Source organism: uncultured Psychrobacillus sp., from assembly GCF_938022135.1.
In the GTDB taxonomy this organism is placed as follows: domain Bacteria; phylum Bacillota; class Bacilli; order Bacillales_A; family Planococcaceae; genus Psychrobacillus.
On the sequence record NZ_CALIED010000030.1, the window covers coordinates 1 to 23,719 of the forward strand.

The 23,719-nt window shown below is 35.4% G+C and carries 28 protein-coding genes; 18 read left to right on the forward strand and 10 right to left on the reverse strand.

Annotation, left to right across the window (positions count from 1 at the left end; genetic code table 11):
- Nucleotides 1-273: 273 nt before the first annotated feature.
- The 4 genes from Q0371_RS07065 to Q0371_RS07080 form a co-directional block, all read right to left on the reverse strand.
- Nucleotides 274-1,092, reverse strand: coding sequence for a ClpXP adapter SpxH family protein (locus Q0371_RS07065; RefSeq protein ID WP_298469834.1), 819 nt, complete (start codon nt 1,090-1,092; stop codon nt 274-276).
- A complete protein-coding gene (locus Q0371_RS07070; RefSeq protein ID WP_169358857.1) occupies nt 1,089-1,487 on the reverse strand; it encodes a globin in 399 nt (132 codons plus the stop codon). The genes Q0371_RS07065 and Q0371_RS07070 overlap by 4 nt, the downstream gene beginning before the upstream one ends.
- 125 nt (nt 1,488-1,612) lie before the next feature.
- Nucleotides 1,613-2,200: a lytic transglycosylase domain-containing protein gene (locus Q0371_RS07075; protein ID WP_240949626.1), complete on the reverse strand. Its 588-nt coding sequence runs from the start codon at nt 2,198-2,200 to the stop codon at nt 1,613-1,615.
- A 48-nt stretch (nt 2,201-2,248) separates the two neighbouring features.
- Nucleotides 2,249-2,824 carry a CYTH domain-containing protein gene (locus Q0371_RS07080; protein WP_169358859.1) on the reverse strand — a complete coding sequence of 192 codons (576 nt, stop codon included), beginning with the start codon at nt 2,822-2,824 and terminating at the stop codon, nt 2,249-2,251.
- 97 nt (nt 2,825-2,921) lie between these two features.
- On the opposite strand from Q0371_RS07080, the gene Q0371_RS07085 reads away from it, so the two are divergent.
- From Q0371_RS07085 to Q0371_RS07110, 6 genes are all read left to right on the forward strand, one after another.
- Complete coding sequence (locus Q0371_RS07085) at nt 2,922-3,305, forward strand: hypothetical protein (RefSeq protein ID WP_251556056.1); 384 nt, start codon at nt 2,922-2,924, stop codon at nt 3,303-3,305.
- Nucleotides 3,306-3,333: 28 nt separating this feature from the next.
- Nucleotides 3,334-3,993 (forward strand): GTP pyrophosphokinase family protein, encoded by a 660-nt coding sequence (locus Q0371_RS07090; protein ID WP_298469842.1) that lies wholly within the window; start codon nt 3,334-3,336, stop codon nt 3,991-3,993.
- 18 nt (nt 3,994-4,011) lie between these two features.
- On the forward strand, nt 4,012-4,815 hold the full coding sequence (locus tag Q0371_RS07095; protein WP_169358862.1) for an NAD kinase: 804 nt from the start codon (nt 4,012-4,014) through the stop codon (nt 4,813-4,815).
- Nucleotides 4,815-5,729 (forward strand): RluA family pseudouridine synthase, encoded by a 915-nt coding sequence (locus tag Q0371_RS07100; protein ID WP_366518566.1) that lies wholly within the window; start codon nt 4,815-4,817, stop codon nt 5,727-5,729. The genes Q0371_RS07095 and Q0371_RS07100 overlap by 1 nt, the downstream gene beginning before the upstream one ends.
- A 220-nt stretch (nt 5,730-5,949) precedes the next feature.
- Entirely contained in the window at nt 5,950-7,317 is a 1,368-nt protein-coding gene (gene mgtE / locus Q0371_RS07105) for a magnesium transporter (RefSeq protein WP_169358863.1), read from the forward strand.
- 52 nt (nt 7,318-7,369) lie between these two features.
- Nucleotides 7,370-7,756, forward strand: coding sequence for a hypothetical protein (locus tag Q0371_RS07110; protein ID WP_298469847.1), 387 nt, complete (start codon nt 7,370-7,372; stop codon nt 7,754-7,756).
- Nucleotides 7,757-7,931: 175 nt separating this feature from the next.
- Here the strand turns inward: Q0371_RS07110 and Q0371_RS07115 are convergent, their stop codons facing one another.
- The gene (locus Q0371_RS07115; RefSeq protein ID WP_298469850.1) at nt 7,932-8,450 is read right to left on the reverse strand and encodes a CotY/CotZ family spore coat protein; all 519 of its coding nucleotides are present in this window, start codon (nt 8,448-8,450) and stop codon (nt 7,932-7,934) included.
- 141 nt (nt 8,451-8,591) lie between these two features.
- On the opposite strand from Q0371_RS07115, the gene Q0371_RS07120 reads away from it, so the two are divergent.
- The 7 genes from Q0371_RS07120 (at nt 8,592) to Q0371_RS07150 (ending at nt 11,709) form a co-directional block, all read left to right on the forward strand.
- On the forward strand, nt 8,592-8,981 hold the full coding sequence (locus tag Q0371_RS07120) for a YhcN/YlaJ family sporulation lipoprotein (protein ID WP_298469853.1): 390 nt from the start codon (nt 8,592-8,594) through the stop codon (nt 8,979-8,981).
- Complete coding sequence (gene spoVAC, locus Q0371_RS07125) at nt 8,981-9,436, forward strand: stage V sporulation protein AC (protein ID WP_298469855.1); 456 nt, start codon at nt 8,981-8,983, stop codon at nt 9,434-9,436. The genes Q0371_RS07120 and spoVAC overlap by 1 nt, the downstream gene beginning before the upstream one ends.
- Complete coding sequence (locus tag Q0371_RS07130) at nt 9,430-10,437, forward strand: stage V sporulation protein AD (RefSeq protein ID WP_298469858.1); 1,008 nt, start codon at nt 9,430-9,432, stop codon at nt 10,435-10,437. The genes spoVAC and Q0371_RS07130 overlap by 7 nt, the downstream gene beginning before the upstream one ends.
- A 1-nt stretch (nt 10,438) precedes the next feature.
- On the forward strand, nt 10,439-10,804 hold the full coding sequence (spoVAE, locus tag Q0371_RS07135) for a stage V sporulation protein AE (RefSeq protein ID WP_298469861.1): 366 nt from the start codon (nt 10,439-10,441) through the stop codon (nt 10,802-10,804).
- Between the two features lie 64 nt (nt 10,805-10,868).
- Nucleotides 10,869-11,042 (forward strand): YjcZ family sporulation protein, encoded by a 174-nt coding sequence (locus Q0371_RS07140; RefSeq protein WP_169358869.1) that lies wholly within the window; start codon nt 10,869-10,871, stop codon nt 11,040-11,042.
- A 34-nt stretch (nt 11,043-11,076) separates the two neighbouring features.
- Nucleotides 11,077-11,322: a stage VI sporulation protein F gene (locus Q0371_RS07145; protein WP_169358870.1), complete on the forward strand. Its 246-nt coding sequence runs from the start codon at nt 11,077-11,079 to the stop codon at nt 11,320-11,322.
- 75 nt (nt 11,323-11,397) lie between these two features.
- A complete protein-coding gene (locus tag Q0371_RS07150; protein ID WP_169358871.1) occupies nt 11,398-11,709 on the forward strand; it encodes a hypothetical protein in 312 nt (103 codons plus the stop codon).
- 52 nt (nt 11,710-11,761) lie between these two features.
- Here Q0371_RS07150 and Q0371_RS07155 read toward each other — a convergent pair whose 3' ends face one another.
- From Q0371_RS07155 to Q0371_RS07165, 3 genes are read right to left on the reverse strand one after another with little or no spacing between them, the layout of a single operon-like run.
- Nucleotides 11,762-12,190 carry a GNAT family N-acetyltransferase gene (locus Q0371_RS07155; RefSeq protein WP_169358872.1) on the reverse strand — a complete coding sequence of 143 codons (429 nt, stop codon included), beginning with the start codon at nt 12,188-12,190 and terminating at the stop codon, nt 11,762-11,764.
- Between the two features lie 2 nt (nt 12,191-12,192).
- Nucleotides 12,193-12,708, reverse strand: a complete 516-nt coding sequence (locus Q0371_RS07160) for a YjcG family protein (protein ID WP_169358873.1) — start codon at nt 12,706-12,708, stop codon at nt 12,193-12,195.
- 56 nt (nt 12,709-12,764) lie between these two features.
- Complete coding sequence (locus Q0371_RS07165; RefSeq protein WP_169358874.1) at nt 12,765-13,487, reverse strand: alpha/beta hydrolase-fold protein; 723 nt, start codon at nt 13,485-13,487, stop codon at nt 12,765-12,767.
- Between the two features lie 116 nt (nt 13,488-13,603).
- Between Q0371_RS07165 and Q0371_RS07170 the strand changes: the two genes are divergently transcribed.
- Nucleotides 13,604-14,188, forward strand: a complete 585-nt coding sequence (locus Q0371_RS07170) for a phosphatidylglycerophosphatase A (RefSeq protein ID WP_169358875.1) — start codon at nt 13,604-13,606, stop codon at nt 14,186-14,188.
- A 344-nt stretch (nt 14,189-14,532) separates the two neighbouring features.
- Here Q0371_RS07170 and Q0371_RS07175 read toward each other — a convergent pair whose 3' ends face one another.
- Nucleotides 14,533-14,688 (reverse strand): hypothetical protein, encoded by a 156-nt coding sequence (locus Q0371_RS07175; protein WP_169358876.1) that lies wholly within the window; start codon nt 14,686-14,688, stop codon nt 14,533-14,535.
- Nucleotides 14,689-15,001: 313 nt separating this feature from the next.
- On the opposite strand from Q0371_RS07175, the gene Q0371_RS07180 reads away from it, so the two are divergent.
- Both Q0371_RS07180 and Q0371_RS07185 read left to right on the forward strand, forming a co-directional pair.
- The gene (locus tag Q0371_RS07180) at nt 15,002-16,390 is read left to right on the forward strand and encodes an aldehyde dehydrogenase (RefSeq protein WP_298469874.1); all 1,389 of its coding nucleotides are present in this window, start codon (nt 15,002-15,004) and stop codon (nt 16,388-16,390) included.
- 190 nt (nt 16,391-16,580) lie between these two features.
- Nucleotides 16,581-18,758 (forward strand): EAL domain-containing protein, encoded by a 2,178-nt coding sequence (locus tag Q0371_RS07185; protein ID WP_298469877.1) that lies wholly within the window; start codon nt 16,581-16,583, stop codon nt 18,756-18,758.
- Nucleotides 18,759-18,923: 165 nt separating this feature from the next.
- On the opposite strand, the gene Q0371_RS07190 is transcribed toward Q0371_RS07185, so the two are convergent.
- Nucleotides 18,924-20,513: an ATP-binding protein gene (locus Q0371_RS07190; protein WP_298469880.1), complete on the reverse strand. Its 1,590-nt coding sequence runs from the start codon at nt 20,511-20,513 to the stop codon at nt 18,924-18,926.
- 107 nt (nt 20,514-20,620) lie between these two features.
- On the opposite strand from Q0371_RS07190, the gene Q0371_RS07195 reads away from it, so the two are divergent.
- Both Q0371_RS07195 and Q0371_RS07200 read left to right on the forward strand, forming a co-directional pair.
- A complete protein-coding gene (locus tag Q0371_RS07195; RefSeq protein ID WP_298469883.1) occupies nt 20,621-21,670 on the forward strand; it encodes a M42 family metallopeptidase in 1,050 nt (349 codons plus the stop codon).
- Between the two features lie 121 nt (nt 21,671-21,791).
- Complete coding sequence (locus Q0371_RS07200; RefSeq protein WP_169358881.1) at nt 21,792-23,366, forward strand: peptide chain release factor 3; 1,575 nt, start codon at nt 21,792-21,794, stop codon at nt 23,364-23,366.
- Nucleotides 23,367-23,719: the final 353 nt, after the last annotated feature.

Below are 23,719 nucleotides of genomic sequence, written 5' to 3' on the forward strand. Positions count from 1 at the left end.
TGGCTTATCGCTCACCCCGAGGAAAGCGTCCGGCTGGGGCGGAAATCAATTCTATCTCTTATTTAAGATTTCTTTGCATCATAAATCTCCCTTACCCTTTAACATAGCCTTTTATAGAATCTAAAAAGTAGATAACACAGCAAAGTTGTTATGGTAGTAGCTATCACTCATTTCAACGGGAGCTCAGCCCTAATGCAGAAAACGAGGGGAAAAGCCCCTTTATTACATAATAAAAGGCTGTAAACAAGTGTTTACAGCCGATGAATAATCTATTTATCTATTTTTTAAACGCCAAACTACTAGATTTGGAAGTACAACTCTTTCAACCTCTTGACGCAATAAAAGCTTTTTTAATTCACAATCAGCTTGTTGCATCGTTAAACCGTAGTAATCAGCTATTTCCTTAGTAGTCAATGAATGAAATCGATTTAATAATTTATCAAGTCCGGGTGGATCTTGTCTTTTGGGAGAAGTATTTAACATCTCCTGTAAAATTTGTACATATATATCATAAGGATAAGTGCCAGAAATTTTGATGCCTTCATCTTCAATATTTTCATTAAAAAATACAACCGTTGGGAACGTATCAACTTCCATTTCACAAGTGATGGATAAATCACTTTGGAAGGAGCGTAAACATTCCTGAGACTGGAAGTCACGTGTAAATTCCTCTACATCAATTTTCGCTTCATATGCAAGCTCCTGTAATACCGAAAAAGAAGTTACATTTTTTGTTTGAAGGAATAGATATTCCTGTATTTTATTAAAAAAACGAAGTCCAGCTTTTTTTCCTTGAAATTCTGCTGCTTTTACTGCAATAGAAGGCAATACAGAATGCTGAATATATGGATAGTTGATATCATCTTCAACTGTTCCTTTGGAAAAAACGCAGGCAGTATTTAAATTGTTTAGTCTTGTACTAAGCACTGTTCGAATAGTAAAGTACTGCCCATACTCCACTTGTAATTTTCTAATAATCGGTTGCAAATCCCAACAAGCAGAACAAAGCGGATCTAAAAACATATACATTTCAAGTGGCTTGTTTGTAATAGGAGCATTGATCGGCTCAACAGGAATTTGTATTCTTGTCACATCTTTTCCTCCTCATGACTCATTTGATTGACCATGTGGTTGGCAGTAAGTACAAGTCTTCTATATAAATCATGACGCACCTTTCCATCAAGTTCGACTTCGTCCATTGCATCTGACATACAGCTGAGCCAAGCTTCTGCACGTTCTGGTGTGATAGAGAAAGGGTTATGGCGCATCTTTAGCATGGGATGGCCATGTTCTTCTGAATATATGTTTGGTCCCCCAAGGTATTGGGTTAAAAATTGTTTTTGTTTACGCGCTGTTTCCGTTAAATCTTCAGGAAATATTGGCTTTAGCTTTGGATGTTTTGCTACTTTGCTATAAAACGTATCAACAAGGAGTGATAATTTATCTGCACCTATCTCGTCATATGGTAAAATCGGCTTCTGGGTCATAGTTGTTTACTCCTTTGCTTTAGCACTAAATACATTTTAGCAATCAAATACGAATATCTCAAACAATTAGACTGTAATCAGAAACAATATAGAAAAAACGACCAATTTTGGCGGTCGTTTATACGTCAAGCTAAGAAATTATTTAGAACTTTTTTCACATAATTTTCTGTTTCCTTATAGGGAGGAATTCCGTCGAATTTTTTAACTGATCCTGGTCCGGCATTATAAGCGGCCAGCGCTTTTTCTATATTACCATCAAATTGCTCTAACATCTGTTTCAGGTATTTTGTTCCACCCATGATGTTTTGCTCTGGATCCAGAATGTTTTGTACACCTAAATACTTAGCTGTGCCTGGCATAAGTTGCATTAAGCCAGATGCCCCAGCAGAGCTAATTGCACTAGGATTAAAATTCGACTCTTGTTTGATGACAGAAGAAATTAATTTTGCTGGCACATTATATGCGTCAGAAGCTTTGTTTATGATTTCTTCTATTGATGAGGGGTTACCTACAGAAACTTTCATAGACTGGTAGGAATTATTTATACCGTTTTCGGGTATATAAACAGGTGAGTCACCACTATAGAAAAGGGAATCGAAAGTAGTTGTGGGACCCCCAATAGATGTTTCTTGTAGAACCTGTCCAAGCATTTCTGAAAAAAGGGAAGAAGCGTTGTTAGTTTGAGAACTTTGGACACTTCCCAATGTTTGCATAGCATTAATATCCATTAACGTTTTTAGTGACTTTATATCTATAAAGCATCAACCTTTCAAAGAATTCATAGCCTTTACAAGACGTGCAATCTTTTTATCGGTCGAACGAAGGGGGATTTGATGTTTTTTCAATAATTCATAAAAGAATTTTTGCCCTTTTTCGACATCTTTACTTTCATATTCTACCTCATAATCTTCAGTATGACTATATGAGGAGTGGTCTAAGAAAAGTATGCCTTCCTCCAGCTTCAATTGAGCACGATTAGTCTCTATACTACCAAAGCAAGAAAGGGATTTAGAAGCAATCAGCTCATCAATGAAAGCGATAGAAGGAAAAATTGCTTGGTTAATGATTAAATCTCTTTGCTCATCCGTTACTAAAATTGTTTGCTCATTCATCACGTGCTTTTTTACTGGTGATTTTAGGGTAAGTTCATTTCGATCTTCCAACACTCTTAAGCGAAAGCCCATATGATTATTTTTAAAATATTGGTCAGGTGTATCAAAATAATAGTTTATTTGACTTTGAAAATGCTTAGGCTCGATATGGAAAAAGTCTGTCAAACTCATGAATTCTTCTTTCGTTAATAAGTTTTTAAATTCAATCTCTTGTTCAGATAACATAGTCTCACACCTTTCATATTATTTCATTATAGACGGTTTCCAATGAGTTTCAATATGTTAAAATAGTTACAGAATAGACAGAAGGGAACGATGTGTTTTGCCTATTACATTTCAAGTACAAAGTGGCGTGCAACTAGAAAATGATATTCGGTTTACTTTAGAGGATGTGCCTAAAGGGTTAAATATAAAAGCTGGCGGACAAATGATTACAGATTCTGATTCTTTAGCTTTCGTATATTTATTAGAAGGAGATAGCGAATATCACTATCTTAAATTTGGTCAGGATGTATGGCCATTACTAGTTAATACTTTAAAAGCTACCGAGGATCCTACTTTACAAATTGGCGACCAAAGAATCGTTTTAGTGAAATTTAAAGAAGAGTTAGAAATGCTAATTTTCAATATAGAAGGCAATGATAACTATGGAGTAGAGTTTGCTCAAGCCGTTGAAAATGCTTTTAAAGAAATTTTAAAAGTATAATAAGTGTTCAAAGTGGAGGTTTAGTAGTATGGGCCAATGGGAACGTTTTTTAGAGCCGTATAAGCAGGCAGTTGATGAGTTAAAAGTTAAAATGAAAGGTATGCGGACTCAATTTGATATTGAGAATACTAACTCCCCTATTGAATTTGTAACTGGTCGGGTTAAACCACTGGCTAGTATATATGATAAGTCATTAGAAAAGGGAATCGTTTTTGAACCTTCTGCAACACTTGCAAGAGAAATTCCGGACATCGCAGGGCTGCGTATGATGTGTCAATTCGTAGATGATATAGAAACCGTCATCCAATTACTTCGTAGTAGAAAAGATATGACCATTATTGAAGAAAGAGATTATGTTAGTCATAAAAAGCAGAGTGGCTATCGATCCTTTCATGTCATCATTGAATACCCTGTACAGACAATTCATGGAGAGGTAAACATATTAGCGGAAATACAAATTCGAACATTAGCAATGAATTTTTGGGCCTCCATAGAGCATTCGTTAAATTATAAATATAAAGGCGTGTTTCCAGAAGAAATTAAAACCAGGCTGCAATACGCTGCAGAAGCAGCATTTCGTTTAGATGAAGAAATGTCACTTATTCGAGGTGAAATTCAGGAAGCACAAAAATATTTTAGCGAGAACAAAGAACAATCCCCACCTCACATAAAAGAAGAAAAAATATAAAAGAGAGGCCGTGGTACAATGAATTTCTTTATACAGTCTCGAAATGATGAACTATCCAATGAATTAATGGAAACTGCTAAAATGTATCTTACAGATTTCGGATTAAAGTTGAACGAAGAAAATCCTGACATAGTTCTTTCCATCGGTGGTGACGGAACATTATTGCATGCTTTTCATAAGTACAAGCATATGACTGATTCTGTTGCATTTGTTGGCATTCACACAGGGCATCTTGGTTTTTATGCGGATTGGAAACCGTCAGAAATAGAAAAACTAGTTATTAGTATTGCCAAGAAAGAATTTAAAGTTATCGAATATCCATTACTTGAAGTAACGATTAACTATAAGCATGGAGAGGATAGCTCTGTTTATTTGGCGTTAAACGAATCTACTGTGAAATCTCCAGACGTTACCCTTGTGATGGATGTGGAGCTAAATGGGAGCTTGTTTGAGAGGTTTAGAGGAGATGGTTTATGTATGTCGACTCCATCCGGAAGTACTGCGTACAATAAAGCGCTAGGGGGAGCAATAGTACATCCTTCTTTAGAGGCTATGCAGCTAGCTGAAATTGCTTCGATTAATAATCGTGTGTTCCGTACGGTTGGTTCTTCTTTAGTGTTGCCTAAGCATCATACTTGTTTGCTGAGACCAGTTAACGGTCCAGATTTTATGGTTACTGTCGATCATCTACACTTGCTACATAAGGATGTTGCATCCATTGAATATAAGGTTGCAGAAGAAAAAGTTCGTTTTGCTAGATTCCGTGCCTTTCCTTTTTGGACTAGAGTGCATGACAGCTTTATAGATAGTGATTTAAAATAATGATGGAAAATAGAATACAGCTTTCTTTCACTGTGGATAAATCACTTTTATTAAGAGAAGCGATTAGCCAATATGGCATATCCAAAAAAGCCCTTACTAGTATTAAGTTTGAAGGCGGTCAAATTATAGTAAATGGGGAAGAAAAAACGGTGAGACATATACTTAAAAAGGGTGACATTGTTACGATTGTGTTTCCTAAGGAGAAGAAAAGTGAAGGATTAATAGCCGAGGAAATGTGCTTTCCTATTTTATTTGAAGATGAACACTTACTTGTTATCTCAAAAAAATCTGGAATGAGTACAATTCCTTCCCGTGAGCATCCGAATGGTACATTAGCAAACGGAATAGCTGGTTACCTTGAAAAAAACTCATCTGTCTCTACCGTACATATTGTTACTAGGCTAGACAAGGATACGTCGGGCATAGTCTGTATTGCAAAGCATCGTCATGCTCATCACTTAATGAGTGAAATGCAAAAGGCTGGATCTATTTTTAGAACCTATGAGGCAATTGTTCATGGCAGTGTAGAACGAGATTCTTTCCTTATCGATGCTCCCATAGGTCGAAAGGATACCAGTATAATTGAGAGAAGGATTGACCCAGAAGGTAAGCAAGCTAAAACGTCTGTAGAAGTAATCAAGAGATTTACTGTTAATGGTGAAAATTTAACGCATGTTAGGTTAAAGCTTTTTACCGGTAGAACTCACCAAATAAGAGTACATATGATGTCAGTGGGGCATCCGCTAATTGGTGATGATCTTTATGGAGGAAGTTTGGCTATAATGCCTCGCCAGGCGTTACATGCTAAGCAACTAAAATTGGTGCATCCATTTACAAAGCAAGCTTTAACGATAGAAGATGAATATCCAATGGATATGGCAGCGGTTTTGGAAAAAGCTATGATAGATAAATGAATGAAATGATCTAAAATGAATAACTGACCAAAACAAGGGAGTGGTTTAAATCGCTGCCCTTGTTTCATTTTAATAAGAATTCTTTTACATTTAGTTTTAGTATGATTTCCCGGGGAATAATATATTGATGTAACTTTTTTACCAAATAAAGAAAGCAGTTGCTTAATAAAAATAGTGGTCTTACAATAGTAAAGGATAAATGCCGAGGGGAGGGAAAGATATGAGAGAAGAAAAGATGGATTTATTAGAATTAGAGGAATCAAATTTAATTCATTTTTTACTTGCAGATTCTATGGATGAATTTAGAGAAATTTTTATGGAGCTACATCCATATGATCAATCATTATTTTTTGAGAAGGTAGAGCCAGAGCTGCGACAGAAAATCTTTCATTATCTTTCTCCAAAAGAGATGGCAGAGCTTTTTGAAGCAAACAAGTTTGATGAAGAACTTTATGAATTTTACTTAAAAGAAATGGATACGACATACGCAGCTGATATGCTTTCCTATATGTTTGCTGATAACGCAGTAGACGTCTTAAACGAACTTGAGGATGCCCAGGTTGCTAGCTACTTAAATATTATGGATAAGGAATCTGCTCAGGAAATAAAAGACTTGCTACATTACGAGGAATATACTGCTGGGTCTATTATGACTACAGAATATGTAGCAATTCCAGAAAACTCAACCTGTCGTTCTGCAATGACCATTTTAAGAAATGCAGCTCCTGATGCAGAGACCATTTATTATTTATTTGTAGTAGACGAAGCTCATCGACTTTCTGGAGTAATATCCTTAAGGGATTTAATAGTAGCGGATGAAGATACTTTAATAAAGGACATTATGAATGAACGTGTAGTCAGTGTGCTAGTAAACGAGGACCAAGAAGAGGTCGCTCGGATGATCAAGGATTATAATTTTTTAGCTGTTCCTGTTCTAGATTTTGAAAACCATCTACTTGGAATTGTAACTGTAGATGATATTATCGATGTATTAGATGAAGAAGCTTCTGATGATTATTCTAAGCTTGCGGCGGTTTCTGACATGGATACTTTCGATAAAGGGCCATTTTCTGCTGCAAGAAAAAGATTGCCGTGGCTAGTTATACTTCTTTTCTTAGGTATGATGACAGCAAATCTTATGAGTATTTTCGAACAAACATTAGATAAGGTAGCCCTGCTTGCTGTGTTTATTCCTTTAATTGCCGGGATGGCTGGTAACAGTGGAACTCAAGCTCTCGCTGTAGCAGTTCGAGGAATCGCAACAGGTGATATTGAGGAACAAAGTAAAACGAAGCTATTGTTTCGTGAGGCAGGAACAGGTCTAATAACAGGGTTAATATGTGGCTTACTAGTTATAGGGGTCATTTACTTTTGGAAACAGGACCTGTTAATTGGAATGCTTGTAGGAGCAGCAATTTTTGGCTCTATATTTTTTGCAACGCTTGGTGGATCTTTTATACCCTTACTTATTCATCGGTTGAAAATCGATCCTGCAGTAGCTTCAGGTCCTTTTATAACGACTATCAACGACTTGGTTAGTATTTTAATTTATTTAGGCTTAGCAACACTGTTCATATCTTCCTTATAGATTCACCTTTCTAAACTTTTTGGCATAAAGTAAAGGAAAAAAGGATGTGCCCATGAGCGCTTTAAATGATCCTATACTTTATATATCAGGTCCCCCTGTATTCCATCTACCTCCACAGCTACGTACCAAGGAGGAAGTAGAAATAGTAGTAGATGAGACCATCATAGAAGAAGAAAGTACTTCTATTTATGAGATGAAGAATAAGATATCAGAGAAGAATATTGCTGTATTTGAAAAACTGAAATTTTTATCTAAACCATTTCAACGGAAAGTTTATCGCCCGCTAAGTTTTCACATGGTTGATGGTAGTATTATTCAAGGCGAAGTGCAAGAAGTGACTGATGATCAGGTAATAATTTGTACCAATGGCGAGAATTTAGAGACTTATCCCATACTTCAAGTAAACAAAATATTTTGGCGTGGAAGTATATTGAAATAGTTTGAGGCTACCTTATATAGGTAGTCTTTTTTGTTTACCAGGATTAGTATATGGCATTGTTTACAGAGGTTAACGAGTGCAGGGACTATACAAGAGAAAATTATACTTTGACACATGAAAAAAACCCGTTCGGTGAGTAACCGAACGGAAAAGACACTACAATATTGGAAGACGATCAGTCACACACATCTAAGAATACATCTGCTACACATTCAATTCCACAGAAACAATTTAAATCTACAGTTACACAGCTACCAGTTAAATCGAAATTACGGACTTTACAAATTTGTTTTAGGTCAATCTTAGTACCATCACCATTCAATAGATTGATCCCTTTCCTATGAGCATCAAGTGGCTCTAAAACTCTTAAGGTAGCACAGCAATCATCAAAAATATCTTCTACACGGAAAAATACTGATACACAATCATTATCATTTGGTCTAGGTGTTAAATCACGGAAGAAGGCTTTGAAAGGATCACCATCTTTTGTCAATAACATAAAAACACGTGTATCTGCTTGATTTCTTGATGGACTTACAAGTCCTCCAAGTGGCTCTAAAAAGCAACTAGTTGGACATGGACCGCAATTATTTTCTGCTTGATCTTGTATATCCTTGATAGCTCGAACTACATCACATACGCAACGTTTAGTTCTATCATGACCATTAAAGTCATCTACATTTCCACAACCCATTTTGTTTCACCTCCTTTGCTTCTTTCTTTAGTAATTTATGTTGAGGGTTCTAATTGAACAAGGGCAAATAGCTCAGTTCCATTTGTATATTTAAAAAGTCTGCGTACATACTAACCTAAAAAAAGAGGAGCAAATAGCCAAATGCGCAAAATAGTGTATATTCTACTGTTGTCTTTATTATTGACGGCTTGTTCTAGCTCTAAAGATCAGGTGTATTCGGACAGAGATACCTCAAAACTTGAGCAAGTCCTTAAGGAGCAGGATAAGATTGCCGGATATCAAAGTGTAATTGATAACAATGATGTGGTTGTTGCAATAGATATTCCGAGGTTCAAACGTTTCCAAAAAGTTAAAATAGAAGATGAAGTAAAAAAAGCAATTGAAAAAGAGTTTCCAGATAAAGAAGTAATCGTTACAGGAGATATAAAAATTAAATGGGAAATAGAAAAAATAGTAGAAAAGAAGAAGAAAAATGACGAATTAAAAAAGTCAATTAGTGACATTAAATCCCTATCGAAGGAAGAGACATGATGGATCAAAAACAATATCAAAAAATCGTCGATAAGCAAACCTCTAAGGCCCCATTATTTATGAGCTGTCTTAAAGCATTTCTAGTTGGAGGAATATTTTGTACGGTTGGACAACTAATTACTTTTTTCTATATACGTTTTTTTCCTTTTACTGAAAAGACTGCTGGTAATCCGACCGTAGCAACGATGATCTTTATCGCCATGATCTTAACAGGGACAGGTTTATATAAAAAAATCTCTCAGTTTGGAGGAGCGGGATCAGCGGTACCTGTTACTGGCTTTGGTAATGCTGTTATTTCGGCGTCAATTGAGCATAAAACAGAAGGATACGTTTTAGGTGTAGGTGGCAATATGTTTAAGCTTGCAGGATCCGTTATTGTGTTTGGAGTGCTTTCAGCCTTTTTAGTGGCATTAATTAAAACTATTTTAGTTAAATTGGGAGTGGTCTCGTGGTAAATACCGGTGGAACAATTTCATTTACGCAAAGACCTAGTATTGCAAGTGCCGGAGTAATAGTTGGTCCGGTCGAAAAATCAAGTCCATTTGCCGAAGGTTTTGATGAAATACTGGAAACTGAAAAAGAAACAAATGAAACATATGAGCAGGCAGCAAGTCGGTTTATTGAAAAGGCTTGTTCTACGGCAGTAAAAAAAGCACATGAAAAAATGGATAATATTGACTTGCTAATCGGAGGGGACTTAGTAAATCAAATGTCGCCTTCTAACTTTGCTGCAAGAAAGCTTGCTATTCCTTATTTTGGTGTTTTTTCTGCATGTGCGAGTTCAATGGAGGCAGTTATCATTGGATCTCTTATGCTAGAGTCTGGAAATGCTAAGAACGTTCTTGCCGGCGCCTCCAGTCATCACCCTTCTGTAGAAAGACAGTTTAGATATCCATTAGAATACGGAGCACAGAAACCAAAAACAGCTCAATGGACAGTAACTGCAGCTGCTTTTGCATTATTACAAAGTAAGGCTAAAAATGCTCCTTATATTACTCATGCTACTATGGGCAGAGTTGTGGATGGCCAGCAATCGAACCCGCTTCATATGGGAGCTGCAATGGCTCCTGCTGCGAGAGATACGATTGAAAGGCATCTGAAAAATACGAATAGCAAAATGACTGACTATGATCTAATTATGACTGGCGATCTTGGGAAAATAGGTCTTTCTATATTAAAAGAAATGTTCCAAGACGAGAATAGTGGAGTTATTTTACAGGATGCTGGTGCTCAATATTACGGAGACAACCAATTTTTTAATGCTGGAGCGAGTGGTCCTGGTTGCTCCGCCTCTGTATTCTTTAGCCATATTTATAGTCAACTTAAAAAAGGAACGTTTAACCGAGTATTGTTAGTAGCTACAGGGGCTCTATTGTCCCCTTTAACTTATCAACAAGGGGAAACAATCCCTTGTATAGCACATGCCATAGAATGTCGAATGGAGAAGAAGGGATAATATGATATCATCATTAATTACAGCTTTTGTAGTAGGTGGATTAATATGTGTAGTTGGGCAAATCTTAATGGATGCATTTAAGCTTACGCCAGCCCATACGTTAAGTGGATTAGTTGTTACAGGATCGATTCTAGATGGGTTTGGTTTATATGAGCCTCTCATCGATTTTGCTGGAGCTGGTGCAACTATACCAATTACCTCTTTTGGAAATTCATTAACTCATGGAGCGTTGGCCGAAGCCGAGAAGCACGGATTAGTTGGAGTAATAACAGGAATGTTTGAAGTAACTAGTTCAGGTATTAGCGCAGCAATCTTATTTGGTATCATTGGAGCCTTTATATTTCAGAAACGGAAAACCACCTACTAATTAAAATGCCCTACTTCCTCTTACCCCTTTGCATACTATAAGTTGAAAGGAAGGGGGGAAAGATATGTACGGCTATTGTGGTGGCGAAAGTTTTTGCTATGGTGGTGGTTACGGCTATGGCTATGGCGGAGGTTATGATGGTGGAGGATACGGTGGTTTTCAAGGTTCTAACGCATTTGTTCTGCTTGTAGTGTTATTCATTCTTTTAATAATAGTAGGAAGCACCTTTCTCCCTTAACACCTGGATATAAATAATGCGAGGGGGAAAATACATGCAAAATTCTTTTTTTAGAGCGATTGAGAATAAAACTGGCGTATCAATGGATCAGCTTTTTACATTAGCTAACGCTATTTCAAATGCGGATTTTACTGATGAACATCAAGTTAGAAAAATCGTAAGAAAAGTAGGTAGGGTAGCTAACAAACCTGTTTCTAAAGAATTAGAAGATCAGCTGACGAACTCTATCCTCCAAAAAGGAAGTTCCATCAGTTTAACTGATATTGAAAAAATGTTGTAATTTTTTTAAAAAAGAGGTTTAAGGTAATTTCAAATGGGGTAAAGAGCATAGAGTTTATAATGGAGGTGGATAAGAATGGGGTATATTATTCCAGTTCAACCTTTGCAGTCACAAATTTATGCTAATCGAATGCAAATGGAAGAATATAATTTTGCTCAAATCAGCAATGTTCAATCAGTTAAAATGAAATCACTTTTTGATAATCACTTAACAAACCTTCAACAAAATGAAGATGTAGAACAAAAAGAAGAGAAGCAATTATCGGGTAATAAGGAACTTTCTAGCTTGCCATTATACAAAGGCTTTATCCAACCTAACCCCGTCAATTTATCACCTATTATTGCAGAAATATCAGGTAAAGGTCATTTTGTAAATACCTATATTTAAGCAAAAAGCAAAACCCGCTAACGGTATGTTAGCGGGTTTTGCTTATGTAGGATTATAATTCTTTTTCCATAGCTCGGTGAGGAATATTAGCCTCCAGAAATTCTGGGGATGTAATAGTATATCCTCTTTTTTCATAGAAAGGTAGCGCCTGACTTTGAGCATTAAGCTTTAGCTTTTTAAATTGATGATCCAATGCATATTTCTCCATACAATCCATCATCAAGTTACCTAAATGCTTCCCTCTATACTCTGGTAAGATACATACTCGCTCTACTTTACCGACATGGGGCTCTGCAATACGGATGCGGCCAGCTCCAAAAGGAGTGTCTCCATCATAGGCTACAAAATGCGTCGATTTCATATCATATTCGTCTAACTCTAAATGTAGAGGAACATCTTGTTCCTCTACGAATACTTTTCTTCTTATATGAATAGCATCCTCATATTCTTTCTCTGTTTCAACAATTTTTGCAAATACCAAGTTTACTCAGCTCCAGACAATCTAAATGTTTCATATACGGTCCATGAACCGTCTTCTAATTGGTACAACAGGTGAATTCGGTCAATTTCTTCCTCAAACTGTGCACCAATCATTTTTAATTGAGGTAAAATATCGTCGTGTTCACTTCCACTAAGTTTTTGTGCAATAGTAATATGAGGAACAAATGAATACGTTTCGTCATCATGAAATTCAATAGAATTTAAATCCTCATGAAGCTTCTCTAGCTCTGGAGTAGATTGAACATTAAAATAGATGGCATTTGTTACAGGTGCAAAAGAACTTACCTTTGTAGTTTTCATAGTAAAAGGCTTATGTTTTTTAGCTATATCATTAATATGGTCAGCTATTGTTTTAATTTGGGCTTCATCTGCCTCAAAAACTCCCTTCAATGTCATATGAGGAGTAATTAGGGCATAATGGGGATCATAACGCTTTCTATAAGAGTTTGCAAAATCTTGTACCTTTTTTGATGGAAAAGCAACAATACCGTATTTCATAATCATGACCTCCTTATAATTATCTTACAATATATTTCTATTATATCAAAAATACCCTACAGACTGAAATTGTTTAGCAGAGATCTTTTAATATCTGGCTGCCAAAGCTTCCATGTATGGTCTCCATTTAATTCGTCGTAAAAGGTAGAAACTCCTTTATTTTTTAGCATATCATGCAGTTGTCGATTAGGTGTAAGGAAATCAGTGAGTAGTCCGTCTCCTGTTTTAACTGCTGTTTCTTCATTTCCTATTACTTGATAAATGGAAAAGGCACTTACTTCTTTATGATTTTCCACTTTTTCTAATATTTCTTCATTAACCAAAGGGGAGTGAAGGATGACCTTGCCAAAGGTGTTTGGATATCTTAGAGCAGTAAGTAAAGAAATTGTTCCTGCCAGTGAATCACCTATTAGAGCTCTCCCCATTCCAATTTGATAAGTGGGATAATTTTCATCAATATAAGGAACTAGCTCTTGTGCTATAAACCGTGAATACGCAAGCTGTTGCTCTCCCTCTGGATGATATTTACTTCGGCGATCTTTTACATTTTTATAAGGCACGCCCACAATTATTAAGTTTTCTATTTCCCGGTTTTCGTATAACTCATCTGCAATCCGGGATATTCTGCCAAGCTGAAAGTAATCTTTTCCGTCTGATGCGATTAAAACACTGTATTTGTATAATGGTGAATAATTGGGAGGTAAATAAATTAATAACTGGATCTCTTCATCTAACGCTTTACTGTAAATTGTTGTATCTTGTAATGTGCCTCGATTCATATTTACACCTCGTTGTCATGTTATATAGAAATTGTATCATATACTGGTAAAGAGGTATAATAAGAGGAGTTCACAAGGATTGTTTTACATTGTTAGATTATAAGGAGGTTATTTTTTTGGAAAATGAATCATTAAGAGTGCATTCGAGAACAGTAGAGCAAGCCACGTTAGATGCCTTAAAACGTAGAGGGGTTACCATCGAAGAGGTTGCTAAAATCGTGTATGAAATGCAGTTTCCTTATAATAAAGGATTAACAATCGAACATTGTATTGAGTCGATCAAGAGTGTCATGAAAAAAAGAGAAATGCAGCATGCCATCTTAGTTGGTATTGAATTAGATGAGCTTGCTGAGAAGAAAATGCTTTCTGCTCCTCTTCAGCAAATTGTAGAAGCAGATGAAGGTTTGTTCGGAGTAGATGAAACAATCGCATTAGGCGCTGTATTTACATACGGAAGTATAGCCGTCACCACGTTTGGGCATCTAGACAAGAATAAAATAGGTATTATATCTAAACTAGATACAAAGAAGGGCGGAAGTATTCATACCTTTTTAGATGATTTAGTTGCAAGTATCGCTGCTAGCGCAGCATCTCGTCTCGCTCACCGAACGAGAGACTTAGAAGAAGCAAATGAAACCTTTGAAGATATAGCACCAGAAGAAACAGCTCCAGAAACTAAAATTAAAGGTACAACAACATAATATATCGTATGAAAGTCTGTGGACAAACTGAAATTGAAGTTTGTTTGCAGTCTTTTTAGTTAAATGATTTATTAGTACAATTTATTTCGCTTATCAATTGGTAATTTACATGATTGTAAGCGAAGTTTTTATCCCTCTTTTCCATTCATATAAATAGAATGATTTTTATATGTTATCAACATGACTAGGTACATTATTTCTAAAGTATTGTAAAGAATAAAAAATATAAGAGCGTTGATCTGCATATTAAAAGGAGGAGAATCATCGGACTCTCCTCCTAAATGTTCTAAGTACTACGATACCTTACTAATTCAAAATAAAAATACTGACTTTTAGAAAATAATCTATTCGATTGTTGTGGTTTCGGTTATGGTAGAGTCACTTTGTTGGAAATATAAAAAAGTTTCCTCTTCTAGTTCATTTTGTAAACGTTCCTTGTTTAAACCTATGGACATTGGTCCTTGAAAAATAGGTTCCCACCATGTTTGAGTTTCAGTCATTATATTTCCTCTCCTTTTTAAAAGCTTTTAAATAATTCATTTGATTTTTATATACCCCAATTTGTTGCTCCATCAAACACTAATTACGAAATTAAAACTTTTCATAAGACAGGATTGGTTAAAGAACGGTTAAAAAGATTACTTTATAACTCATCCTTTAAAAGTAGTATGCCATTTTTGAATCATTTAATGTACTAGGTAGAAAATCCAATTTCTTTCGTCTACTTGAAAAAAATAGTATGCTTTAGCAAGAAGGTCTTTTAGCACTAAAGAAGTTTTACTACAAAACAAAGTCGATGAGGAGATGATTTATGTGAAATTTAATTCACAGCAGTTGGATATTATGTTAGAGGAGCATCATGCATTTTACTACTCAGGCATAACAAAATCCGCGAAGTTTCGAATCGAACAATTAGAAGTGTTGAAAAAAACGATTAAGAAGTATGAAACTGAAGTAATTGAAGCTCTTTATAAGGACTTGAGAAAGAGTGAGTTTGAGTCCTATACGACAGAAATAGGCTTAATATATGAAAGTATTTCAAACATGAACAAAAATTTGGAGCACTGGATGCAACCTAAACAGGTGAAGACTCCAATGGCCTTAATGCCATCTAAAAGTCAGATTATTAGTGAACCCTATGGAACTGTATTAATTATTGCCCCATTTAACTATCCTTTTCAATTAGTAATGGAACCGTTAATTGGTGCAATTGCTGGCGGTAATTGTGCCATGATTAAACCTTCGGAAACTACTCCTCACACTACTAATATAGTGAAAAAGATTGTTGCAGAGGCATTTCATCCGCATTATATAAGAGTCGTGGAAGGAGAGAAAGAAGAAACATCCCTTTTAATCCATGCTCCATTTGATTTTATTTTCTTTACAGGTAGTGTAAATGTAGGGAAGGTAGTAATGGAAGCAGCTTCTAAAAGACTCACTCCTATTGCTTTAGAATTAGGAGGGAAAAGCCCGGCTATTGTCGATCACACAGCTAACTTAGATTTAGCCGCTAAACGTATAATTTGGGGTAAATTAGTGAACGCCGGACAAACTTGTATTGCACCTGATTATTTATTAGTAGAGGAGCCGGTAAAAGACAAGCTGATTGAAAAATTACAGGAAGCCATTCATCATTTTTATGGAGAAAATGTACAAGAAAGTACAGACTACGGCAGGATAGTTAATACCAATCATTTTAAACGACTACAAAAAATGATTGTACAAGAAAAGGACCAGATTATTTTTGGTGGAAAATCAGATAAGGAAGATTTATATATTGAGCCTACTATTCTAGATGGTGTGCAATTTTCTAGTCCATCAATGCAAGAGGAAATCTTCGGACCAATTTTACCAGTAATCACTTACAAAGAGTTACCTGATATTATTCATCAGATTAGAAAATTCCCTAAACCTTTAGCTGCCTATATGTTTAGTGAGCATGAGGGAGCTCAAAACTATTTCCTAGAAGAGCTTTCATTTGGAGGCGGTTGTATAAATGATACTATCATGCATGCAGGTAGTGCACATTTACCTTTTGGTGGGGTAGGAAACTCTGGAATGGGTGCATATCATGGGCTAGCGAGCTTTGAATTATTTACTCATCAGAAATCTATTGTGAAGAAGAGCACGACTATACCTCTTAATGTAGCATTCCCGCCTTATAAGAACAAAATAAAGCTAGTAAGAAGTTTATTAAAATAATAGTATTTTTTGGAGGTGCGATGATATAAAATTGTCGCACCTTTAGTGCGTTATAATTATTTTATGGACAAATGGTGACATTACATAATCCAATTATATCAATGATATATTGACAATTTATATCTTTTTTACTACTATTTGAATTGAGGGAGTTGTGTTTTTACGATAAATTTAAAATGGAGGACAAGTAATGGAGTCCATATTTGGAACAGGGTCCAAAGATTTATTGCTCACAGTAAAAGATGCTTTACATAAAGAGTCGTTGTCAAATATTAACCTACTGGAAGAAAAACTTGAAGATACATTTTATAAAATGAATCTGATGAGCTATGCAGTAAATGAAACCATGATTATTGCTTTAACTGATCATGCTGGAAAAATATTATATGTAAATGACAAATTTACGGAGATCTCTGGTTACTCTCGTAAAGAATTAATCGGAAAAACTCATCGAGTTATTAATTCCTTCACCCACCCGTCTGAATTTTTTGAAGAATTGTGGAAAACGATTCTTAAAGGACAAACTTGGGAAGGTGAAATATGTAACAAACGTAAAAATGGACAATTGTATTGGGTGAAGACTTATATTTTACCTATTAATACAATTGAACAAGGTACATACTTTTTAAGTATTCGGACAGATATAACACTTGAAAAAGAAAATGAGCTACGTTTAAAGAATAATATCATTAATTCATTTGATACTGTAGTGAGACATGTAAACAACTTAATTTTTAGATTAGATAAAGAGTTGAATTTTACCCTACTAACTGGAAAGATAGCAACAGAGTACTTTTTGGAAAGAGGAATTCCGATGATTCATCCTTCCAATGAACTGTTTGCGGAACAAACATATCAATCCTTTAATCGGACGATGGATTATTTTCCGAAGGAAATATCTGATAGATTTAAGCAGAATATTTCAAAGGTCTTTTTAGGGAAGGAAGTTTCTTATAAAGAGTGGTTTGGGCCTAAATGTATTCATATCACGATCTCACCTATTGAAAAAGAAGGTGAGATAATGGGCGCTATAGGAATAGGAAATGATATTACGGAAATAGAAAAGACTAGAAGGAAGTTATCAGAGCTAGCGTACGAGGATCACTTAACAAATACATACAATACTGCAGCATTAAATAGGGATATCCAGCTTAAGATAAAATTAAAGGAAAAGTTTAGTTTTCTATATATTGATTTAGACCGATTTAAAAATATTAATGACTCATTAGGTCATGTTACAGGAGACCTGCTATTACAAAAGGTTTCTAAAAGAATGAAAAAATTCTATAACGAAGGCGCCAAGATTTATAGGATGGGTGGGGATGAGTTTGTTATTCTTTTGGAGGATAACTATTTTTCTTGTAGGGACTCATTAAGTAATGCCCAACTGTTATTAAAAGAAATTGAAAAGCCTTTTAGCATTCATGAAATGGAGTTATACATTTCATGCTCTATTGGAATTTCCTGCTTTCCGGAACACGGAGATAGTTATAATGCTTTACATAGAGCTGCAGACTTAGCGTTAAATGAATCGAAAGATAAAGGGAAGAGAACAGCAGTCTTGTACACATCTGAATATGAAAAAGGATATATAGATAAATTGTCTTTAGAGAGTGATATTCGGATGGGACTTAAAAAGAACGAATTCTTTCTAGTCTACCAACCGAAATTAAACCTAATTACCAACAAGGTTCAAGGCTATGAAGCGCTTATTAGATGGAATAGAAAGGGAAAAAATATTATTCCTCCGAATGAGTATATTCCATTTGCAGAAGAGACAGGGCTAATTATTCCGATTGGTAGGTATGTTCTTAAGGAAGCATGTAAGCAAGCTACACAATGGTTAAAAGAGGGATTGTCTTTTAGTACAATATCTGTGAATATAAGTCCAGTTGAGTTAGATCAAAATGACTTTACAGCTAATGTAAAATATATTCTTCATGAGACAGGGCTTCCAGCACATTTTCTAGAACTGGAAATTACGGAAAACATTCTAATGAAAAATCTAAGCAAGCTGTCTAGTATATTGGAGGAATTAAAACAACACGGTGTTCGAATTGCAATGGATGATTTTGGTTCCGGCTTTTCAAATTTCCGTTATTTAAAGGAACTCCCTATTCACACTTTAAAAATAGATCAAGTCTTTATGAATCAGATCATAGAAAAAAGAGACGAAGTAATAGTGTCCTCTATTATAAAAATAGGCAAAAGTCTTGGTTTGGAAGTAGTAGCGGAAGGGGTGGAAACAGAGGAAGTCATCCAGTTTTTAAAGCTGCATAATTGTGAAATTGTCCAAGGTTTCTATTATTCTAAGCCTCTTCGTGTGGAAGACGTTCCGGGATTTAAGCTATTGGCTTCGCAAATATAAAATTATATGAGGATCTTTAATTCTTATAAATTGGATGATAACTAGCTTTTCATTTTTGAGAATTAGCGAACTCCTACTTAAGTAAAAATACCTTGAGATTCACTTCTCAAGGTATTTTTACTTAGTCATGTAAGTCTTTGATGCAACGGATATAAAAAGAAGAGACTAGTCTGTAGCCTCTATGTTTGAAGTATAAGGTAACTGAATAGTTACCGTAGTTCCTTGTCCTTTTTGGCTTTCAATGGCAATCGTTCCACCATGTTCAGCAATAATTTTTTCGGAAATCATCATTCCAAGGCCAGTCCCGTTAATCTTAGTAGAGAAAAACGGATCGAAAATTTTCTCAACAACCTGTTTGTCCATTCCTACTCCATTGTCTCTAATTTTAATAAGGATGATATCCTGGGGCTCGATGGAACAGCTAATATGGATTTTACCATTGTCAGAAATTGCCTCTATCGCATTTTTCACTAGATTAATAAGTACTTGCTTCATCTGACCTTCCTCACCGTAAAGGTGTATCGGACCTTTTATAATATCAGTCGTCAAAAATATCCCATTCAAGTTAATCTCGGGTTGAAACAAAACGAGAAGGTCATCTAATGTTTGAGTTAAATCATACTTCTTTGGCAATTTTGCGTGTGGCTTTGCTAAAACTAGGAATTCACTAATAATGTAATTGATTCTTTCAATTTCGTTTTCAATTACTTTCGTGTAACGGTAATAGGGCTGGGTAGGGTCCCCATTCATAATCTGCATAAAGCCAGATATAACTGTTATAGGATTTCGAATCTCATGAGCTACTCCAGCAGCCATTTCTCCAGCAACTTTTAGCTTTTCTGATTGTAGTAATAAATTTTCGGTTTCTTTTTTAAAGCTAACATCCCTACTAATTATAGAAAGAGCAATGAGCTCGTTTTGGTAATCATAAATAGGAGAAAAAGTGATTTGGGCATCAAAATAAGTTCCATCTTTTTTTCGATCGGTAGTTTCGAGGAAATGATAGCTGGCCCCTTTTAATACCTCTTGTTTCCGTGCTTCATCTAGCTGATATTGCGGAGACAAAATAGAAACACTTTTTCCTATTACTTCTTCTCTTTTCCAACCATATAAATCCTCAAAGGCAGGATTTACCTCTATTATTTTATTGTCTTTATCAAATACAGTAATACTATCCTTCGCGTTGTCAAAAAAAAGCTGTAAATAACTTTCTCGCGAATATTGCTCTTTTCTCATAGAAGTATTTAGTTCAGAAATCTTATTCCAATATTTACGGTCAAAGTATGTATTTAAGATGGAAGTGAAAATAAGTATAGCTAAAAGTAGTATAAAAGCAATTAAATCTTCTGAGGACAAAATATATGTATAGTCATCATTTTTATAATAGATGAGTCCAAGAATTTCAATGATAGTTATAAAGAATAATAATATTCTAGGACCTATATTGGAATAGATGACTGCGATGTATATTGGGTAAATAAAAAATACAATCATAACTACGCTGTCACTGTATATATTCAATATTAATAGATAAACGTTGAGTGTTATAAACAAAATGTATTGGATAATTGGGTTCTCTGAGTTTAACCAACATAACAACGACAATATGAGTAGGTATACAATCCCAGCATAAAGATAAATTAATAGGTCCTTGTTATGTAAAAGTATTGCCAGAATAATATGACAAACGGTAAAACAGGAAAAAATAATGAAAAACAATTTATTTTTATCTTTCGTAGTATTAATATATTCCATTTTTCCCACCTCCTATCAGATTAGATACTTCTTATATTAGCCTATTTAAAGGTATCTGAAAATACAAGATTTTGATAAGATGGAGTAAGAACAAAGGAGGAGTCATTATGTCATACAAATTTCAAGAGCAAGAGACTGTCTCTTTGCTAAAACAATTAGTGGAAATTCCTAGTCCTTCCGGATATACAAAGGACATCATGGACTTTATGGAGCAGTTTTTAAAGGATATTGATGTTAATTATATTAGAACTAACAAGGGAGCACTTATTGCCACCATTCTAGGAGAAAATGATACTAAACATCGTTTACTGACAGCACACACCGATACTTTGGGAGCTATGGTAAAGGAAGTGAAGTCTTCTGGCAGATTGAAGCTTGCAATGGTAGGTGGCTTTAATTGGAACGCAGTAGAAGGTGAGTATTGTACAATCCATACAGCAGATGGAAGAAAAATACGGGGCACCATTCTCATGCATCAAACAACAGTTCATGTCTATAAAAATGCGACTACGCTCGCTCGTGATGAGCAAAACATTGAGGTACGAGTGGATGAGAAAGTAAAAAGTGCTAGTGAAACAAGAGAGTTAGGTATAGAGGTCGGGGATTTTGTTTCATTTGATCCTCGATTTGAGCAAACGGAATCTGGCTTTATCAAGTCACGTCATTTAGATGACAAAGCAAGTACTGCCCTTTTACTCCAACTAATGAAAGCTATTAAGGAAAATAAATGGACGATTCCTTATACAACACACTTTTATATTTCTAATAATGAGGAAATTGGATTTGGAGGCAATTCTAACATTCCAGAACAAACAGTGGAATATATAGCAGTCGATATGGGTGCAATAGGCGATGGACAAACCTCGGATGAGTATACTGTGTCCATTTGCGCAAAAGATTCCTCTGGGCCGTATCATTATGAATTAACCCGAAACCTCGTAGAACTAGCTAAGGCAGAAGGGATCGATTATAAGTTAGACATCTATCCATACTATGGTTCTGATGCTTCTGCTGCAATAAGAGCAGGTTTTGATGTCAAGCATGCATTGTTTGGACCAGGAATTGAAGCATCGCATGCATATGAAAGAACTCATATTCAATCATTAGAAAATACAGCGAAGCTATTGTATTCTTATATACAATCTGAAATTCTGTAATGGATACTAGTAGACATTTTTACGATTAATTTGTAAAATTGTCTGCTAGTTCTTTTTTTACTTGTATTTTTGCTAGTAAATCCATATGATAAAAAAGTGAATAAGAAGGAGATATACAAATATGGACAAACAATTACAAGAAGAAATACTTAAGAGAAGAACCTTTGCAATAATTTCCCACCCGGATGCTGGTAAAACGACTATAACGGAAAAGCTTTTATATTTTGGAGGAGCTATTCGTGATGCAGGTACAGTAAAGGGGAAAAAATCGGGGAAATTTGCAACTTCAGACTGGATGGAAATTGAAAAGCAACGTGGGATTTCTGTAACATCCTCTGTTATGCAATTTGACTTTAATAATTGTCGTATAAATATATTAGATACACCTGGACATCAGGATTTTAGTGAAGACACTTATCGAACATTGATGGCTGTGGATAGTGCAGTGATGATTGTAGATGCTGCCAAAGGGATAGAGGCTCAAACATTAAAGCTATTTAAGGTTTGTCGCATGCGCGGTATTCCTATCTTTACTTTCATTAACAAACTAGACCGACAAGGTAAAGAACCTCTTGAATTAATGGAGGAGCTAGAAGAAGTACTTGGAATTCAATCTTATGCAATGAATTGGCCGATTGGTATGGGAAAAGAATTTTTAGGGATTTATGATCGCTACAATCATCGAATTGAGCAATTCCGCACAGAGGAATCTGAAAAATATCTTCCATTAGATGATGAGGGAGAATTAGCTGTCGATCATTCTATGAAAGAAACATCTTATTATACGCAAGCTATGGAAGATATTATGTTGTTAAACGAAGCAGGGAATGATTTTGATAAAGAAAAAGTACTTTCTGGTGATTTAACACCTGTATTTTTTGGTAGTGCATTAACTAACTTTGGTGTGCAAACCTTCTTAGAAACATATCTTCAGTTTGCTCCAACTCCACAGCCGAGAATGACTGATGTTGAAGAAGAAGTAAATCCTTTGAACGAAGATTTCTCCGGTTTTATATTCAAGATTCAAGCGAATATGAATCCTGCTCACCGAGATCGAATTGCATTTGTACGTATCGTTTCGGGGAAATTTGAACGCGGAATGACTGTTACTCTGGCACGTACTGGAAAAACGTTTAAAGTCACTCAGTCTACTCAATTTTTAGCTGATGATCGTGAGACAGTAGAAACGGCTGTAGCTGGAGATATTATTGGTCTTTATGATGTTGGAAATTATCAGATTGGCGATACGGTTGTTGGAGGGAAAAAAGCATTTAATTATGAAAAACTTCCTCAATTTACTCCAGAAATGTTTGTAAAGGTTACTGCTAAAAATGTATTAAAATCTAAGCATTTCCATAAAGGTATTATGCAGCTTGTACAAGAAGGTGCAATTCAATTTTACAAAACACTTCATACAGAAGAAGTAATTCTTGGTGCAGTTGGACAGCTTCAGTTTGAAGTATTCGAGCATCGTATGAAAAACGAGTATAATGTAGAAGTTCGTATGGAGCCAATTGGATCGAAGGTAGCTCGTTGGATTGAAAACGAAGAAGATGTAAAAGAATCGATGACAGGTCCAAGAAGCATGCTAGTAAAAGATCGTTATGATCACTATGTATTCTTATTTGAAAATGAATTTGCAACTCGCTGGTTCCAAGACAAATATGAGCATATAAAGCTATATAACCTACTATAAGGTATAGATCCCAGACAAATAGGGAATTGTAAATAAAGGTAATCGGAAGAATGCTCGCATTCTTTTGGTTACTTTTTTTATTAGCTTTGTTAAAGTTATTGGTGGATTTTGACTAATAATTCTTTTTTATAGTGACTGTAAACATTATAAAAGGACATTCATATGACTATTAAGATTATAAAATTGAGATTGGGTACAGTTTTTTTGCCTTATTTATGCTAGTAAATTTATAAGCACTTATCGATGCATTAAAGCTGTTCCCATTTATTGATTGGAGCCCCAGACGGCGACTCCTACGGGATGAGTGAGACAGATAAGACCTCACAACCACGCGCGTAAGCGATGGGTGATGG